Annotated in this window: 14 protein-coding genes and 1 tRNA gene; 7 read left to right on the top strand and 8 right to left on the bottom strand. The window is 41.8% G+C overall.

The annotated features are described in order from the left end of the window. Window positions 1-20: 20 nt before the first annotated feature. Window positions 21-1,763: a 5-guanidino-2-oxopentanoate decarboxylase gene (locus tag IP485_RS06400; RefSeq protein WP_227686456.1), complete on the bottom strand. Its 1,743-nt coding sequence runs from the start codon at window positions 1,761-1,763 to the stop codon at window positions 21-23. 149 nt (window positions 1,764-1,912) lie between these two features. After that, window positions 1,913-2,881 carry an agmatinase gene (gene speB, locus IP485_RS06395; RefSeq protein WP_194364116.1) on the bottom strand — a complete coding sequence of 323 codons (969 nt, stop codon included), beginning with the start codon at window positions 2,879-2,881 and terminating at the stop codon, window positions 1,913-1,915. A gap of 184 nt (window positions 2,882-3,065) precedes the next feature. Here speB and IP485_RS06390 point away from each other — a divergent pair, with 184 nt between their 5' ends. After that, a complete protein-coding gene (locus IP485_RS06390) occupies window positions 3,066-3,968 on the top strand; it encodes a LysR family transcriptional regulator (RefSeq protein WP_227669559.1) in 903 nt (300 codons plus the stop codon). A 34-nt stretch (window positions 3,969-4,002) separates the two neighbouring features. Here the strand turns inward: IP485_RS06390 and IP485_RS06385 are convergent, their stop codons facing one another. The 3 genes from IP485_RS06385 to IP485_RS06375 form a co-directional block, all read right to left on the bottom strand. Continuing rightward, on the bottom strand, window positions 4,003-5,796 hold the full coding sequence (locus IP485_RS06385) for a potassium/proton antiporter (RefSeq protein WP_198326530.1): 1,794 nt from the start codon (window positions 5,794-5,796) through the stop codon (window positions 4,003-4,005). Between the two features lie 294 nt (window positions 5,797-6,090). After that, the gene (locus tag IP485_RS06380; protein WP_320154187.1) at window positions 6,091-6,426 is read right to left on the bottom strand and encodes a GlpM family protein; all 336 of its coding nucleotides are present in this window, start codon (window positions 6,424-6,426) and stop codon (window positions 6,091-6,093) included. 207 nt (window positions 6,427-6,633) lie between these two features. Continuing rightward, on the bottom strand, window positions 6,634-8,304 hold the full coding sequence (locus tag IP485_RS06375; RefSeq protein WP_198326529.1) for an alpha-keto acid decarboxylase family protein: 1,671 nt from the start codon (window positions 8,302-8,304) through the stop codon (window positions 6,634-6,636). Window positions 8,305-8,565: 261 nt separating this feature from the next. On the opposite strand from IP485_RS06375, the gene IP485_RS06370 reads away from it, so the two are divergent. After that, a tRNA-Gly gene (locus IP485_RS06370) sits at window positions 8,566-8,640 on the top strand. Window positions 8,641-9,116: 476 nt separating this feature from the next. On the opposite strand, the gene IP485_RS06365 is transcribed toward IP485_RS06370, so the two are convergent. Continuing rightward, window positions 9,117-9,353 carry a helix-turn-helix domain-containing protein gene (locus tag IP485_RS06365; protein ID WP_192519426.1) on the bottom strand — a complete coding sequence of 79 codons (237 nt, stop codon included), beginning with the start codon at window positions 9,351-9,353 and terminating at the stop codon, window positions 9,117-9,119. Between the two features lie 122 nt (window positions 9,354-9,475). Here IP485_RS06365 and IP485_RS06360 point away from each other — a divergent pair, with 122 nt between their 5' ends. From IP485_RS06360 to IP485_RS06340, 5 genes are all read left to right on the top strand, one after another. Continuing rightward, a complete protein-coding gene (locus tag IP485_RS06360; RefSeq protein WP_021815097.1) occupies window positions 9,476-9,691 on the top strand; it encodes a hypothetical protein in 216 nt (71 codons plus the stop codon). 26 nt (window positions 9,692-9,717) lie between these two features. Beyond that, window positions 9,718-10,962: an Arm DNA-binding domain-containing protein gene (locus tag IP485_RS06355; protein WP_198326528.1), complete on the top strand. Its 1,245-nt coding sequence runs from the start codon at window positions 9,718-9,720 to the stop codon at window positions 10,960-10,962. Beyond that, entirely contained in the window at window positions 10,959-11,252 is a 294-nt protein-coding gene (locus IP485_RS06350; protein ID WP_198326527.1) for a hypothetical protein, read from the top strand. The genes IP485_RS06355 and IP485_RS06350 overlap by 4 nt, the downstream gene beginning before the upstream one ends. 10 nt (window positions 11,253-11,262) lie before the next feature. Then, on the top strand, window positions 11,263-11,583 hold the full coding sequence (locus IP485_RS06345) for a hypothetical protein (RefSeq protein WP_227686455.1): 321 nt from the start codon (window positions 11,263-11,265) through the stop codon (window positions 11,581-11,583). 177 nt (window positions 11,584-11,760) lie between these two features. Next, window positions 11,761-12,669, top strand: a complete 909-nt coding sequence (locus IP485_RS06340; RefSeq protein WP_198326526.1) for a viperin family antiviral radical SAM protein — start codon at window positions 11,761-11,763, stop codon at window positions 12,667-12,669. Between the two features lie 25 nt (window positions 12,670-12,694). Here IP485_RS06340 and IP485_RS06335 read toward each other — a convergent pair whose 3' ends face one another. Then, window positions 12,695-13,900 (bottom strand): hypothetical protein, encoded by a 1,206-nt coding sequence (locus IP485_RS06335; RefSeq protein WP_198326525.1) that lies wholly within the window; start codon window positions 13,898-13,900, stop codon window positions 12,695-12,697. A gap of 153 nt (window positions 13,901-14,053) precedes the next feature. Further along, window positions 14,054-17,281 (bottom strand): DEAD/DEAH box helicase, encoded by a 3,228-nt coding sequence (locus tag IP485_RS06330; protein ID WP_198326524.1) that lies wholly within the window; start codon window positions 17,279-17,281, stop codon window positions 14,054-14,056. Window positions 17,282-17,285: the final 4 nt, after the last annotated feature.

The following is a 17,285-nucleotide window of genomic DNA, read 5'->3' as shown; positions in this document are numbered from 1 at the left end:
GTTTGGGTACGGTTATCCTCTTAACTAAAATAGGTCATCGTCTTGCCCATCTCTTTGAGAAAGTCATCGGCTTCGTCAACTTCATAGATGAAAGGCTGCTTGCCATTGATATCTGTTTTCAATGCGTCTAGCAGTTGCTGCTTGTCGGTGATTCTGCGATAGCCAGCGCCAAATCCTGCCGCTAATGGCTCAAAGTTAGGTGTTTTGATATTGACGCCGATCAGGGGTAAACCGCCCTCCTCCATATAACGGCGAATCTCACCGTAGCCTTGGTTGTTCCATAATAAAATAATCAATGGGAGCTCAAGCTCAGCGGCGCAGATGAGCTCAGCAATGGTGAACTGAATACCGCCATCACCCATCAAGCTGACTACTGGCAATTTTGAGCCAACCATGGCCCCGATAGCAGCAGGCAAACCATAGCCTAGCGTGCCAAAACCTGTCGATGAATTAAACCATTTACGCGTCGCTAAGGCTTCAAGACCAAGGTTGCCGCTATAGACAGGCTGTGTTGAATCACCAACGAAAATGACGTCTTCCACTTCATCTCTGATCAGCTTCAGTAGAGCATTTTGACCTGCAAAGTCTGTTGTTACATCCTTTAAAATGGCCTGCTTTGCCTCATTCACTCGCGACAATGCCTGATGATCAAATGTCTGATCTTTTAAGCGGCTACATAAACCACTAATCGCCATCTGCGCGTCGGACAGTACCGCGATATCTGCTCTAAATGGACGCTGCAATTGCTGGGCATCGCAGTCGATACGTACTAGCGTGCCATTTATCTTAAACCCACCATTAAAAAACACATCATAGTCAGTCTCACCAAGCTCAGTACCAATCGCTAACACCCAATCCGCCTCGGTAATTACAGCGCGGCCTGCGTCTAATGACTGGTTGCTACCCAGACTTAACGGATGACCAGGTGGTAGTAGACCTTTGGCATTAATCGTCAAAAATGTTGGTGCATCTATCAGCTCTGCCAATCGTTGTGCATCGTGGTCGACATCGACACAGCCGCCGCCATAAAGTATGACAGGGTTTTTCGCGGTTTGTAATGACTGTACGATTAGGCCTAATTGCGTAGGATTCGGTAGTGGTCTTGTGACCTGTGGTAGGCTCAAGCTGTTTGTACCAGCTTCGCTATTTACTACAGCATTTAACTTAGGCGGCTTAGCGACATGACTGGCATCAGCAGTGATGACATCAATTGGCAATTGAATATGAACTGGTCCGGGACGTGCACCATTAAATAAAGCGAAGGCTTCTGCGATGACTTTCGGTAGCGATTCAGGCTGCCAAATGGTTTTACTAGTAAGTGCTACTTTACTGACCATGCCCTGCTGATCATGCAACTCATGCAAGTGCCCTTCACCGCTGCCAGTGTCTTTGACTTTATTGACACTAGAGATGACCAGCATCGGTATCGAATCCGCCAATGCTTGCGCCATCGCTGTCATGATATTGGTCATGCCAGGGCCTGTGATGATAAAGCACACACCGATCTTGCCAGAAGCACGGTAGTAGCCATCAGCCATAAACCCAGCGCCTTGCTCATGGCGCGGCGTCACATGACGGATATTGGTATTTGGCAAGCCGCGATACAGCTCAACCGTATGCACCCCTGGGATACCAAAAACTGTCTCTACCCCGTAATGTTCTAGCCACTGTACCAATAGCTCACCACAGGTCAGAGAGGGGCTGTCAGAAGAATTAACAGGCGATGAGTCAGGCATTTGCGTCAATTGGGTCAATTGGGTCATGGGTCAGTCATCCTAAAAAATTTCGCTGAATATTCAGATAATTATCAATACCTCAAAACAACCTTTGTATCTTTTCTTTAATACCGATTACTAGTTACTAATTACTGGCTACAAAGGTTGCTAATTATAGAGGTAATAAATGATGGCTATTAATAAACTGCTTTGACCTTATCGTCATAGCGTACGCCCGGCAGGATACATAGCATCTCAAACAATAAGTTTGCAGCCAGTACAGAGGTGTTGCCAAATGGGTCATAAGGTGGCGATACTTCTACCAAATCACCGCCAACCACATCAAGACCGCGCATACCGCGAATGATTTCGATACCTTGAGTAGATGTTAGACCACCGATCTCAGCAGTACCCGTACCTGGTGCAAACGCAGGGTCGATACCATCGATATCAAAGCTCAAGTAGACAGGGCCATCGCCTAGCTTTTCGCGAACTTCTGCCATGAGCGGCGCCAATGACTTGTACCAGCACTCCTCAGCAGGTACCACGCGAAATCCTTGCTGGGTTGACCAATCAAACTCTTCTGCGCTATAGCCTGTACCGCGCAGACCAATTTGTACCACACGATTACCGTCGATGAGGTTTTCTTCGACCGCGCGGCGGAACGGTGTACCATGAGCGATTTTTTCACCAAACATATCATCATTGATATCAGCATGAGCATCGATATGTACCATACCGACAGGGCCATGTTTTTTGGCAAGGGCACGTAGAATAGGCAATGCGATGGTATGGTCGCCGCCTAGTGTTAAAGGAATCGCGCCATGTTTGACGATTTTATCGGTATAGAATTTTTCGATGATATCAACGCTTTTTAGCAAGTTGAAGGTGTTGATAGGAACATCGCCGATATCAGCGACTTGTAATGACTCAAAGGGTGCGGCGCGTGTGGCCACGTTGTAAGGGCGAATCATTCTTGACTCATCACGAATCTGTCTTGGGCCTAGTCTTGCGCCACTACGGTTCGATGCACCAATATCTAAAGGTACGCCAACAAACGCCACGTCTAACCCTTCGGCATCTGCTTGGGTTGGCAGGCGCATCATAGTGGCGAAACCGCCAAATCTTGGCATCTCATTACCGCTGAGTGGTTGATTGAAGCTCATACATTACTTCCTTGTTCTATTTGGTTTAAGTACACAATTTGCTACATGCCATTGACAATACATAAATATAAGCGCATGAACCATGGTAAAATTCAGAAGTAAACTTCTGGTTTTTCGTAGTAAAACAGACTTATACGTTATTAGCAGAAGTTTGTTGAACAGAGTATTTATCGGAGGATGGTTCTTGATATTAGATGAGTTGATCAAAATAGATGTAAAAACGCTGCGTAGCTTTATGGCTATTGTAGACTGTCAAGGGGTGACAGCCGCGCAGACACGCCTAAACGTCACACCTTCAGTAATCAGCGGTCATTTAACGCATTTAGAAGATCGGCTAGGCATGACATTATGTCATCGTGGTCGCGCAGGGTTTAAGCTGACAGAAGATGGCGCAGCGGTTTATGAGGCTTGCGTCGCCTTTACTGAGTCAGTCGCCAATTTCCAACATCAGCTGCATTATATTCAGCAACTAGACTCCGTTCATGGCGGCCATATCAGACTGTGCCTAACCGATCAAATGCCCAACTTTTTTTATGACGTGCTTAGACAACGGCTTGCTAACAGCTACCGTAATAACCCATTGATACACTTTTCTATCGACGTGCAAAGCCCTGAAAGCATGTTAGAGAAACTGCTCAGTAATGAAAGCGATATTGGCGTTGGTTATTTTGGCAGCTTTCCACCGCTGCTGACGTTTAAGCCCGCCTTTGTAGAAAGACAGGTCGTGTGCTGCGGACGCGAGCATCGATTGTTTTATAATGCAGAAGGTTTGACATTAGAGGACTTAGAACAAAACCATCCTTGGATAAAAAGAGGCTATATCACTGATGTCAGCATCCATCATGTGCGCCCCAAAACCTTGAGTGCCACCACATATCATATGGAGGCAACCGCACAGTTGATTCTAGCCGGTCACCATGTTGGCTATCTACCTCGTGATCTGGCAGCCCGTTATGAGAAAATGGGACTAATGAAGGTTTTACTGCGAGAGGAAGCCAGTTATGCTGTCGAGCACCACTGGGCATACCGAGAAAACCAGCACAAACACATCGCTGATTTTTTGAATAAAATGATGAATCTACTATAAGGCATGTTTACAAACGCCCTAAAAACCACAAATATTACGATGTAACTGCTACAGGCTCTTGGTATTTTAGACCAATGTTTCTGAGCTTACCTTTGTCATCTACTTCTTTGATAACCAATGACCATTCATTACTTATCACGACTGTGTCACCTGAGACGGGTGCCGTACCCAAATGTGATGTCACATATTCAGCGACCGTCTGCTCCCACATATTTTTCGCGAGGTCCTCATCTGTCGTCTTTAAGGTTTTTACCAGTGTTTCGGATGTCATTGCTTCCGTAAAAAATGGCAAATCCCCAAGCTTGACATTTGGCGATAGCAACCAATCGCCATAAAAATCATCGATAGCCTTACGATCTAGGGTGGTATCATTAAAAATCTTGGCAATTTTGCTGGCATGATTGCCTCTCATCGCATACCAAACACTATCGCCAAATTTCAGCTTGGTACTCTCATCCACGACTACGATCTGCTGACCACGTACCAATGCAAAGACACTAATCTCATTAGAGCTGATGCTCTTAGAGATGCCTTTTGGGTGTCGACCAATCGCAAAGGCACCAGATTTTGCCTCAAACTCGTATAGTGTGATACTTGCCTTATCTGATACCCATACTTCATGCTCTTCTTTAGGATCTTTATTGGTTGGAATGCGTACTCTAAACAAATTTGCCATGGTCGGGATGGTCGTACCTTGCAAAATTAGCGATAGCACTACGACGCCAAAGGCAATATCAAACAACATAAAGGCGTTATCTATCCCCGCCATGACGGGCAAGATAGCAAGCGTAATAGGTACTGCACCGCGCAGACCAACCCAAGAGATAAACCCAATCTCTCTGTCTTTAAACTTGAAGGGTTTGACGCTCGTGTAGACGGCGATGGGGCGAGCGACAAAAATCATAAAGGCGGCGATCGCCACCGAATAGTGCCAGACATTCAGCACATTGGACGGCGTGACCAATAGCCCTAATACGACAAACAGTACCGCTTGTGATAGCCAAGCAAAACTGTCCATCACTCGCATGACATGCTCAGTCGAGCGCACCTTATGATTGCCGATCAACACTCCTGTGAGATACACTGCCAAAAATCCACTACCGCCAATTAGGTTGGTCGCGGCAAAAACAGCCAATCCTGCAGAGAGGATTAGGATCGCATACATGCCTTCTGCCAAATGAATTTTTGGTAGTAGCCGAGATAGAAAGTACCCAAACAGTAGGCCCATGCCTAGCCCAAAGCTCAACTGCTGCACCAGCAAAACGAGGAAGCCAAATACTGTCTGACCATCAGGATCGACATTTAAGGCGATAAGACCCGTGACCAATAAAATGGCCAGCGGATCATTGGCACCAGACTCTAGCTCAAGCGTGGCTTGGACGCGATCGTTGAGCTTGACGCCACCATTTCGCAGCAGCGAAAATACGGCAGCAGCATCGGTTGAGCCGACAATGGCAGCCATCAACAAACCAAAACGCCAGTCGACATCGAGCAACCAAGTGACGAACACCCCAAGCACCATCACCGTGACCAACACACCCCATGTGGCTAAGGTAATCGCGGGTTTTAACCCAACGCGAAACGACTTGAACGAGGTGCGTAACCCACCATCTAACAAGATACAGGCAAGGGCCGCCTGTCCGACAAAATTGGCCAACGCATATTGCGAGAACTCAATACCCAAGATACCCTGCTCGCCTGCCAGCATGCCCACTATCAAAAACAGTAATAGCAAAGGTACACCCAAACGTGCTGATAAGGTGCTTGCCATAATACTGGCAAAAATTAATATCGCGCCTACCAAGTAGAGGATATTTAAGGTATCCATTTTTTAAGCCCTATTTTGTCGTTGTCGTGATTGTATTTGTGGTTATATTTATGATAAGTGAGATATTACTTGATTCAAAAAAAACTTACGTTGTCGCACTGTCAGTAGATATCACACCAGATAAGCGCCTATCAGCGATGGTCAATCGACCACTGCCAAGCGTAACATCTACTATCAAATTTTATAAAAGATATTTTAGCCAAATCATATCAGTTTATAGATGAAAGCTGTCTGTACTACCTCATGTAAGCGTCAATTTTTATTCGACGATAATTGCCATCTGTATCAGCTAAGTTAAGCTTGAATGTATTGCCATGTCAGTACTAAGATAGCCGCGGCTATCATCCAAGCGACGACGCCTAATAGTAAAGCCTTATACAAACTCATATAACCAATACTGAAAAACACCACAAAGGTATAAATCAAATGAGGTATGACACCGAGCATACTAAAGATCAGTGCTACTCTTAAATCAGCAGGGCTACGCTCAGTGCCGACGATGAAGTGACTGATTAACGTAAATGTAGGAAATAGTGGCGCAAGTGCAGCCAAATAAAAAAATCGGGTTTGGGCGAATAGTTGAATCGCCAGTACCATCAATGCGCCGATAAGCATTTTTAACCAAATCACGTCGGGTCCATCTCCTATTGAATATAAAGGCTGAACGTAGCCCAATCCGCCATGATACTAAAGTCTGTAGACAGACGTAAGAGCGATATTGGTTTAATTCATTCATATAGTAAAGATACCAAAAAAACCCCACCTAGCTGTGTGCTAGATGGGGTGATCTGATTCTGTTGTCTGTGTTATTTGCGCATTGTTTTATCTGCGCGTTATTTAATCGGCTTTTGGCTTTAGTGCCGCGCTGATGTCGGCAAGCAATGGCGGAATATCATGCTTATCGGCAATGACCTCTATCATAATAAGCTTATCGGTGGTGGCGGCGGCCGTATCAAACGCCGCTTTGAGTTCTCCTGCGGTTTCGACTTTCAGCATGAGACTGTTTTCTTTAGTGGCACCAAATGCTTGCGGCATAATCTGCCAGTCACATTTAGGAATATCGTTGTAGTATTGGTTTTCACCATGAATCGCACGCTCTACCGTATAGCCGTCGTTATTGATTAGGACAATGACTGGATTGATACGCTCTTGAATCATGACCGCTATCTCTTGAATGGTCAATAAGGCTGAGCCATCACCAATCAATAAAACACTGCGCTTGTTTGGCGAGGCAATAGCAGCACCTAGGCTGGCTGGCAAGGTATAGCCAATTGATCCCCACATCGGCTGCCCATATGACGTCACCCCTTCTGGTAGACGCACATCACTGATACCAAAATAGGCCGTTCCTTGTTCAGAAAACACCAAATTATTATGGTCTAAGCGATCAGCGATGATGTGCCAAAGATCATCTTGGCGAATGGCTTCATCATCTTTGCCATTTTGCTCATGTGGGTTGACCGGCTCACAAAAGACCTTTGGCACGATATTGATACCAGAGGTCATGACTTCATGCAACGCTTGCAGCGCGTCCTTCAAGGCAATCGGTGCAAAGTTTTGACCGCTGATAGAAGCCCGTTCATAATGCAAGTCTACTACGGCATCTTCGTTGATATCTTGGCTAAAACCTGCGGTGGTGGTGTCGGTATACTGCACCCCTATTTTGATCAGACATTCGCAGTTCTCTACCGCATCTTTGACGACAGGACGTGAAGCAACCCCTGCATAAGTCCCTGCCCAGCGCTCGCTGTTTTCATCGAGTAATGTCTTACCCCAAGACAGCGTGGTATAAGGAATATCGGTATCAGCAATGAGTGCTTTGAGCTGATTTTGTAGCCCTAAACGATGCACCATCAAATCTGCCATCAGCGTCGTGGTCTTGTTTGGCAAAAACTCTATTAACGCTTTTTTAAAATCCGCCAGTGCTGCTTGACTGGTAATATCTTCTTGGCTATCAATCAGTTTAGTCGTTGGTGGATAAATTGGCATTTTTGCCACATCAGGCGATAGCAATAAGTAACCAGGGCGGTGTTTTTTAAGAATCAGACGAATGACACGGTCAATCTCTGAGGCAGCGTTTTCTGGTGTAAGCTGTGCCCGTGCCACAGTTACTGGCTCAACCATCTTAATAAAATGATTGAACACCCCATCACCAAGCGAATGATGAATACGGCGTTTTGAGTCTTGCACTGCCGTACTTGGCGCGCCCACGATATGAAGTACTGGTGCGTACTCTGCAAAAGAGCCTGCCGTCGCATTAATCGCAGACAACTCCCCAACACCGAAGGTCGTCACCATCGCAGCAAACCCACGCTCACGAGCATAGCCATCAGCTGCATAACCTGCATTTAGCTCATTGGTATTACCCACCCAGCGTAGCTTATCAGAGGCTAGCACATTATCTAGAAAAGTTAAGTTGAAATCACCAGGTACGCCAAATATCTCAGAAGCACCTGCTTCTGCGACACGATCAAACAAATAATCGGCGATGGTATAGTGTTGACTCATTGTATATCCCTATGACTTATCTTTATAAGCATTAATAATTGTGAATGTGATTTAAGATTAAATTATGAAATGTATCCCAGCTTATTTATGCAATACAAAGCTTTTGGAATACATATCATAATAAACCGTTATAACATACATACACGGCCTTAGAAAACGCCTATTTTATTAACTTTGGTTTTTTTCGTTTTGGGTGTTGACACACCAAAAAAACTGCGTATAATACGCCATCATCAACTGACGATAGTTAATTGATAATTAGCGGGAATAGCTCAGTGGTAGAGCATAACCTTGCCAAGGTTGGGGTCGAGAGTTCGAATCTCTTTTCCCGCTCCAAATACTTAAAAAGCCTCACTTAACAGTGAGGCTTTTTTTTGTCTAATTTTCATGAGCTTGTAAGGAAATTCTCGAAATATCTTTTGAATATAGTTAAGTCTAACTACTCAGTCAAAAAGTCCATTTTCGGTGCGGTGCCCATTTGGTGCCCAAACTGTGCCCTGCCCTAAAACTGCGTATACGTATCTGACCACAACCTAGCTATTTTTGGTTCAAAAATCATCATGACACCTAACCTAGTGAATTTGTCACTATGCTAATTTTTGAACCCAACCTCAATTCAGCAAAAAATGTGTTTCTCAGAGGTCTAATGTTTCTAAAATGCATTTTAGTTCTATAACATCCAAAATTAATTGTCGTTTAAACAGTAATGACCACAACCTACTATTTGAAAACAATTAGGGCGAGTAGAATATTTATCGGCGCTAAGCTTGATGATTTTCAAGACACTCCAAAGAACCATTCTATTAAGCATTCTAACTTTCTTCTGAACCCCCTTCCTCACAAACTTCATCTTCTTCATAGAGGATAATATCGCCGGGTGTGCAATCTAAAAGCTTACAAAGCTCATTTAATGAATCAAAGTCTATTCTAGTGACTTCATTATTGTACATTCGATACAAAGTAGATCTTCCTAGTTTAGACATCCTGTCAGCATCAGCTACACGGATGCCTCTTTGTGCAAATAAAACAGGTAAATTGAGCTTAATCATTTATAAAATCCCTAAAGTGATAAAAAAGTGCTTGCAAGTGATAATATTTATAGATAATATGTACTCATTAGTGATAACTAATCATTCACTAATAGTAAATTTATTTCACATGGAGAACTATTATGTCACAGACTTATCTCACTACTCAAGAATTAGCCGATCGTATCAAATACGATGCACGTACTATCCGTAACCAACTTAAGGACACTGTTTTGATTGAAAATATCCATTACATTCGTCCTTTTGGCGGTCGCAAGATTTTGTACGTTTGGGAGCGTATCGAAGAGGATATGTGCAAGCCGGTTATGAGTGCCATCAACGGTATGGCTTTACAGTAAGTTTTATTTAAACAAGGAGTCAAATAATGGCGTCAATAAGATCGAGACGTGGCAAGCTATTCGTAGATTTTCGATATATGAATATGCGTTGCCGTGAGACGACTAATCTCACAGACACTCCAGCTAATCGAAAGAAGCTGGCTAAAATTATCGAAAAAATGGAAGCAGAAATTACCCTAGGCATCTTCGACTATGCTGCTTACTTCCCAAAGAGTGAACGAGCGCAGGAGATGACGGCACTGGCTGATAGAGCCGAAGCTTGTATCAGTCGCAATCCGACCTTTAAGGAGTTTTCGGAAACGTTTTTTGAGGAGAAAAAGATTGAATGGCGGCCGAGCTATCGGCAAAAGATACAGATTATTTTGGACAAGTATTTGTTACCTGAATTTGGTGGTAAAGCGGTACATGCCATAAAAAAATCAGACTTGCTGACCTTCCGTAGCTCCCTCGCCAAAGTTCGTTACGGTAAAGATGGTCAGTCAAGTCTGTCAGTAGCACGAATCAATCAGATTATGATACTACTTCGTATGATACTAGAAGAAGCATCAGATCGCCATGAGTTTGAGATGCCTTATAAAAATATTAAGAATCTTAAACAAGCTCGTCCGGATGTGAATCCTTTTACACTTTCTGAGGTATGGCTGATTTTAAAGCATGTCCGTGCTGATTATAGACCCTACTATACTATCCGCTTTTTTACCGGGATGCGTACCAGTGAAATAGATGGGCTGAAATGGGACTGCATTAACTTTGATCGCTGGGAAATCAGTATCAGAGGTGCATTAGTAAACGGTGAGATGGGTCCAACGAAGACATTAGGCTCACAACGTGATATTGCGATGTCACAGTTAGTCTATGACGGCTTATTGGAGCAGAAAGCACGTACCTTTGGTAAGTCAGAGTTTGTATTTTGCAATTCACAGGGCAACCCGATGGAATATCGTAATGTGAATAGACGGGTATGGAAACCCACGCTTGCCCTACTCGGTCTTAAACACCGGCGTGCTTATCAAACTCGGCATACCGCAGCAACGCTTTGGCTCGCTGCTGGTGAGAACCCTGAGTGGATTGCTCGGCAGATGGGTCACAGTAGTACGGAGATGCTGTTTCGTGTGTATAGCCGTTATGTGCCTGATATCACCCGTCAAGATGGCTCAGCAATGGATAACTTGCTACTGGCGAGCAAGGAGAAATTAACCAGCGCATCGAATAGCTCTGACACTGAAGCACTAATCACGAATGCAAAAACTGACAAGGAGACGTCACAATGAAAATTATCAATTATGAGCAGCTGTTTGGTGAGTTTAAACGGGATGGTGCAATCAGTGAAAATGCGAATGAGATTGCTAATGCATTGATGCGTGAGTTGTATGTTTCATCGGGTCATAACCTCGCTCGCTTCTTGGGAGTGAAGCACTGCTTTAATAACGATATGGCGATGCGTGTGTGGGTGCAGAAACGCTTGGATGCTCAAGATGGGTACTTTGTAGAAGATATGACCAGTCAGCTTCAAAGCGAGCTTCATGAGCTACTACCGCACTCTGACTATGGCAGCTACTGAGGAGAGTATTATGAGTGTCAAACTTCAACCCAATATGACGCAGAGTCCATACGATATCAAAATATGTGAGGGTTACTGGGCATATGATAATCAGAGCAGCTTTATTAAACATGTGAAGACGCTTTGTGAGAAATATGAGGTAAATCCTCAAGTACTCTTTGAGACAGTTGCTCAATGTTCTGCCTACTTGGACGATGTTGTGTGTGAGTACTGCGGTTATGCTTGTCCAATTGAAGTACCTGCTGATATTCGTTATATGCGCGCAAAAGATAGTTGGTTATGCGCAATATGTGAACATGCTTTATGGCGGACAGATAAAGAAAATAAATAAATGTTAACCATCAAAAAAGCCAGACAATTTAAGCTGTCTGGCTTTTTTGATGGTTAAACATATATCAATATAAATAATTATCAAAATTCGTCTTTTCGGGGGAGATTCGGCTTCTATAAAAATTTAGAGTAAGTACTGTCATTATCTTAATTCTAATCACTTCAAGTGGGAATATCCATGAATAATAAAAACCAACCTAAAAGAGAGCTGGTCGTAAACTGGCACATTACCGAGGCTTGCAATTATAAATGTAGTTACTGCTTTGCCAAATGGAATAGGCAAAAGAACGAAGTTATGAATGACGAAGCAGCTACTATTCGTTTATTAGATGAAATTAGTAAACTACCAACAATATTAAACAATAGCTATCCAACAAACTTCAATAGTATACGTTTAAATTTAGTAGGCGGTGAAACCTTTCTAAGCTTTAGGAAGGTTTCTAGGATTATTCATCATGCTAAGCAAAGAAACCTTAACCTATCTGCAATCACAAACGGCAGCCGACTAAACGATGAGTTGATAGATTTGATTGCAATGAACTTCTGCAGTATTGGATTCAGTCTTGACTCCTTGGACAACCAAACAAACTTAACAATTGGAAGATCGGAAAAAAACAATCCTATGGATGTCAGGAAACTGTCAGAAGACATCAAAACTATAAAAAAACTAAATCCCAATATCGACATCAAGATCAATACTGTTGTGAGTAATTTAAATAAAAATGAAGATTTATCTTCTTTCATTAATAAGATAGAACCTGTTAAATGGAAGATATTTAAAGTTCTGCCAATAATCACTAAAGAAAATAATATATCCCAAAGCGATTTTTCTCAGTTTTTAGATCGTCACAGTGAGTTTGACAGTATTATCTCTTCTGAAGATAATGACGAGATGACTGACTCCTACCTCATGATTGACCCTGTAGGAAAATTTTTCCAAAACTCAAATACTACGAAGGGGTATGTTTATAGTCGTCCAATTATAGAAATCGGTATTCATCAGGCATTTAGTGAAATAGAGTTTGATCCTGAAAAATTTCATGGACGCTATAAAAACAATCATATTGATGTGCTTGAGTTAGGTTAAATGACTATATATTGAGAGTTTTCTGCTAACTGGTAGCTATCGGTGTGGCTTGCTTTTTTAAATAATCAGGCCACTCAGTACGTTCATTTTTATCTAGCTCATCGATGTGTTGTTCATAAAAACTAGTGAATGACCTCCATAAATCATAATATTCGTCGTAGATAAAAAAATTTTGCTCTTTAGTAGCTCTGTTCAATTTGTCCGTTCGCTCGTAGATGTTCTGAAAAAAAGCATAGATAAACCATATAATTCCTTCAACACTGGGAGGTGAGCCTGCAAGCTCATTAACGTTATCTGTTTTAATATAATTAATGAATGACTTTTGAGAATTAACCAATATTTTATTAGAGTCGTCTTTCACAGAGTTCTCCATACCAACTAACCAATACACTTCTTCAAGACTGATCCAGTTTCTCTTGCTATCTCGTTCGCTTTTCTTATAAATAAACTCATCTAATATCCCTTCTTTATCTTCTACTTGCCAGTCAATTTCTTTTCGAATACCATACAAACTTGTAGGCATTTTCTTGTGCTTCTGAAAATAAAATACTGTTAGTAATAAATGAATAAAAGAGCGCGAGGTACAAGTAAACGGACTACCGTTTTTCTTGATTAAATTATACTTTTTATTGGTTGAGTCATAGTACCACTTATCTGGATTTAACTTGTGCATGAACAGCCAGCCTAAGCTGATAGGTGCAATAGCCTTTGAATAAGCCGCATGGTGGATACAGGCATCAAGATGGGCGATAAAACTCAACACTAAATATAGATAGAACTCGTCTGCTGGCATGTCAGCATGAAGAGCGTCATCCTTATAATTGAATGTATCAGACAAATAGTCCTTGAAGTCAATAATAAGCTGAGTATTGAGCTTTTCGCTTAAACATGTATCCATGATTTTAGTATGCTTTAATAATTCTTTAGCGGTCTCAGCACCAAACATCCGCAATATAGTCTCATAAGGATTATCGATTAGCTTACCTTTTTCAAGGTTTATATCTTCCTTGTTAATACTGCCTTTTTTCTGAGTAGTGGCTAAGTTATCAAAAATGCCCGCAACTTGAACTTGCCGTTTTTTAGGTATCTTAGATAGCCCTTTTGTCAGCTGCTTTACTAAGCTCTTACATTCAGGGATTCCTTTTATCAGTAGCTGCGTTGGTAGCATACTATATTCATAGCGCTGCTTCTCAGCTTCGTTACTAAAGAGGTTAATATTTTCATCCAACATATTTAGCATCTCTTGTTCTAAACTGATCTGTAGCCTAGATATAAATCTTTAAATCATTATGGTCTTTTTTCTATTTACTAGTCACAGTCTGTCCTAATTGTAAATATACTTACTGAAGTACAGTGTTTATGCGCTTTGCGTCAAAAACCCTACTCAATAAATCGATTGAATCAGTTCTTGAGTGAGCTCTACGTTTGGTTTCAACATATCATCAGCAAGACTACGCTTACTTGATAGTAGCTTATCCAGTTTAATCTCAAACGTCTCAAAATCAGTTGCTGCAATAGATGGATAGTACACGTAAACCTCTTTATCTTGCCCAATTCGGTAGGCTCTATCAGTTGCTTGATCTTCCTTAGCTGGGTTCCAACTACGTGTGTAGTGGATCACATGATTCGCTTTTTGGATATTCACACCAAAGCCAACTGCCACCGTAGATAAGATAATCACATTGAAGCCATTCACTTCTTGGAACTTGTCAATAATACCCTGCCGCGTTAATCCTACTCTACTGTTGGTATTTGAATCTCCATTCACTGTAGTAACGTTTAATCCAAATCGCTCAAGGAGAAGGCGTTTTAAAAATACTTGAATAGGTCTGAACTCAGTAAAGATGATAACCTTTTCATCTTTTTGCTTTATGGTCTCTAAAGTGTCTATTAACCACTCAGCTTTAGGTGAATCTTTGATAGTTGCTTGCTCTTGCAACTTTAGAGGGTGAGCGCAAATCATTCGCATACTATGTAATGCGGTTAACATAACACCCTTATGTCCTTGTTCAGACAAACTTCTACAATTATTTGATACTTGTTTATAGAGTGTGCGTTGCAGCGTTGACATTTCAATATTTTTACAATCATTAACTTCGTGTTTTACTGGTAGCTCAGCGACATCATGCTTCATACGTCTTAATACTTGTGGCTCAATCAATTGACGAAGCTCATCTATTATCGCGCTATCTTCATCGTCTTTCTTTTCAATAGGACGACGATACTCTTTGTTAAACTCACTAAGCGAACCCAGTAGATTTTCTTGTATAAAATCAAATAAACACCATAGGTCAACCAGTGAGTTTTCTACAGGCGTACCTGTACAAGCAATCTTAAAATCTGCTTTTTGGGCTTTAGCGGCTTTAGTCACCATTGCAGTGGGCACTTTTATTTTTTGTGCTTCATCACATATCATGACACTCCAATCTACCCTTCCTAAAGAGAACTCAAGGTCTCGCATGGTCTCATAAGTCGTCAGTACAATATCTGCATCACCTAACCAATCCTCTTCAAGCAAATTCGTTATTCCGTAATCATTTCTTAATTGAGAGGATATTAAGTGCTTCGGTATTTTTCGCTGCTTTAAGTCATCGCCATATAAACTTAAGACTTTGCCAAATTTTGCGCTAAAAAACCTATTTATCTCAGATTCCCAGTTTTCGAGTAAAGAAACTGGCGCCACGACTAATGCAGGTTTTTTAAATTCTGCAGTTTCTAAATATTCACCAATAAAACAAAGTAACTGCAATGTTTTCCCTAATCCCATATCATCTGCTAGCAAGCAACCGCTGACTTGGATTGGTGCATACTGATATAGATTTTGTAGCCAGGCGATACCGTATTCTTGATGCTCTTTTAGACTAAATTCTTGGTTTCTAAAACTTGATGGCAATCTGGCCGCAGGTCGATTACTATCATCAAAAGTCAGCGTTTCAGCTCGCTTCTTAGTAAAGTCAGCCTCATCGATATTATTGGCAATCAGTAAGGTGGATTTTTTCTTTTTTTCATCAATATCTGCCTGTTCTTGCTCTACATCTTTTTCAGCTGGACTCTCATCTTTTAACTCACGAAGCTCATCAAGTAAGTTTTTTGCATCTTCTAATGCAATAGATACATTACTATCTGGGTGTAGAACAAAACTTTCCCCTTCTGCCTCTGCATGCTGGATACGCTGCTCAAGCAGTTCAGTGCTGGCATCAGTATTTTCGGAAGTGAATTGGGATAATTTGGCTGATTCATCAATAAGGTTCTGTGGTAACCACTCGGATTCGCCGCTATCTTTTTGAATGGCTTCAGAGCTCAGTTTTTCAGCTTCACCAATACCAATCACTCGATCGCTGTAATTGCTTAAATCTAGTACAGTCCTAGCTTGTAATTCGTCATCATACTGTTGAATTTTTTCTAGATCGCTTTTCAGTGCTTCTATCTGGTTATCTAAGTAGTTGGTTCTATCTATGCTGTAACCTGCCCATAGGAAAACAGGTGATGATCGCTCATAAGTTGCGATAAAATGTTGAGCTTGCTCTAGATTTGAAAGCTCTAACAGAATAGAATCTTGCTCTCGACTCGAGTTCTCATGCAATGTTAATTGAGCCAAACTAAAATGTGATAATTCATCATAAGTTTTATCTATTAGCAAACGGTAGCTATAGATTTCTGCCTCTTCTTTGGACTTCTCAAAACCCTCTGAGGAGATGACCTCGACGGCATCTTCACCTAACTGCGCAAAAGGATTATGTAAAAAGGTTTGTGCACGCTCACCAGCTATCCGACGATTTGGCATCTTCTTAATTTCATTAAGCACATTTTTAACTTGCGGATCGATGATAACGTGTGCCAAGCCACCTTCTGGTAAGCTGATTGTATATTCGTTTTGAACGTCATTATATTTATCAAAAGTTTGTAGCCAATTTGATGGCGAGTCTTTAAAGTCAGGCTGTACCTCTACCACTGACTCAGTACTCACTAAGTTTTTACGGAGATTAAGTTGCAGCTCCTCTGGGGCAAGTACGATGGTTTTACGCAGAAACTCATCTAAGTTCGCTTCACTTTTATTCGCTAAACTGCGTATTTGCGCCCAATACTTTTGGTTTAATGATTTGTTTTTATCCGTGACACGAGAGAATTCTTTGATTTTCTCTAGTAGCTTCCAAGTCGCCTCACTCAACAGATGCTCTTTACCGGCAAGACTAATGATTGCCCCTATACGCTTGACTGAGCCTTTGAATTTAACCTTGTTATTATCACACCAGCCATCCAAAATAATTTGAAAATCTGAATCACTGATACCATTTTCACTACGAATGATCGGGTATAAATCATTTGATAACGGCAGGTTGAGCAGATCAATAACGCCATCATGCTCAGAGTCTTGTTGGATCTGAAAAAGCTCTTCCCATGGTAAGATATAGTTATCATCTGACTGATAGGCAACCTCCTCATCAGCCAAGCTCTCCCAGTAGAAATCTGCATCCGTTTCAGCCACAGATGTATAGCAGTGCTTTAAGCCAATATCATCGTATTGCAGCTGTAAAGGCACGATACTTTCTACTGCATCTTCTGCAGAAGCATGCTCAACGGATTTTTTTCTTTTCCAGAACGCTAGTTTCATATCA

This window comes from Psychrobacter sp. NG27 (genome assembly GCF_016106655.1).
In the GTDB taxonomy this organism is placed as follows: domain Bacteria; phylum Pseudomonadota; class Gammaproteobacteria; order Pseudomonadales; family Moraxellaceae; genus Psychrobacter.
The sequence above is the reverse complement of the archived record's forward strand: the minus strand, read 5'-3'. Positions and strand labels throughout refer to the sequence as shown.

What these genes read in the sequence shown, in the direction of transcription:
- IP485_RS06400 (WP_227686456.1), bottom strand. Translation starts at nt 1,763, where the DNA reads ATGACCCAATTGACCCAATTGACGCAAATGCCTGACTCATCGCCTGTT.
- speB (WP_194364116.1), bottom strand. Translation starts at nt 2,881, where the DNA reads ATGAGCTTCAATCAACCACTCAGCGGTAATGAGATGCCAAGATTTGGC.
- IP485_RS06385 (WP_198326530.1), bottom strand. Translation starts at nt 5,796, where the DNA reads ATGGATACCTTAAATATCCTCTACTTGGTAGGCGCGATATTAATTTTT.
- IP485_RS06375 (WP_198326529.1), bottom strand. Translation starts at nt 8,304, where the DNA reads ATGAGTCAACACTATACCATCGCCGATTATTTGTTTGATCGTGTCGCA.
- IP485_RS06365 (WP_192519426.1), bottom strand. Translation starts at nt 9,353, where the DNA reads ATGATTAAGCTCAATTTACCTGTTTTATTTGCACAAAGAGGCATCCGT.
- IP485_RS06360 (WP_021815097.1), top strand. Translation starts at nt 9,476, where the DNA reads ATGTCACAGACTTATCTCACTACTCAAGAATTAGCCGATCGTATCAAA.
- IP485_RS06355 (WP_198326528.1), top strand. Translation starts at nt 9,718, where the DNA reads ATGGCGTCAATAAGATCGAGACGTGGCAAGCTATTCGTAGATTTTCGA.
- IP485_RS06350 (WP_198326527.1), top strand. Translation starts at nt 10,959, where the DNA reads ATGAAAATTATCAATTATGAGCAGCTGTTTGGTGAGTTTAAACGGGAT.
- IP485_RS06345 (WP_227686455.1), top strand. Translation starts at nt 11,263, where the DNA reads ATGAGTGTCAAACTTCAACCCAATATGACGCAGAGTCCATACGATATC.
- IP485_RS06340 (WP_198326526.1), top strand. Translation starts at nt 11,761, where the DNA reads ATGAATAATAAAAACCAACCTAAAAGAGAGCTGGTCGTAAACTGGCAC.
- IP485_RS06335 (WP_198326525.1), bottom strand. Translation starts at nt 13,900, where the DNA reads ATGTTGGATGAAAATATTAACCTCTTTAGTAACGAAGCTGAGAAGCAG.
- IP485_RS06330 (WP_198326524.1), bottom strand. Translation starts at nt 17,281, where the DNA reads ATGAAACTAGCGTTCTGGAAAAGAAAAAAATCCGTTGAGCATGCTTCT.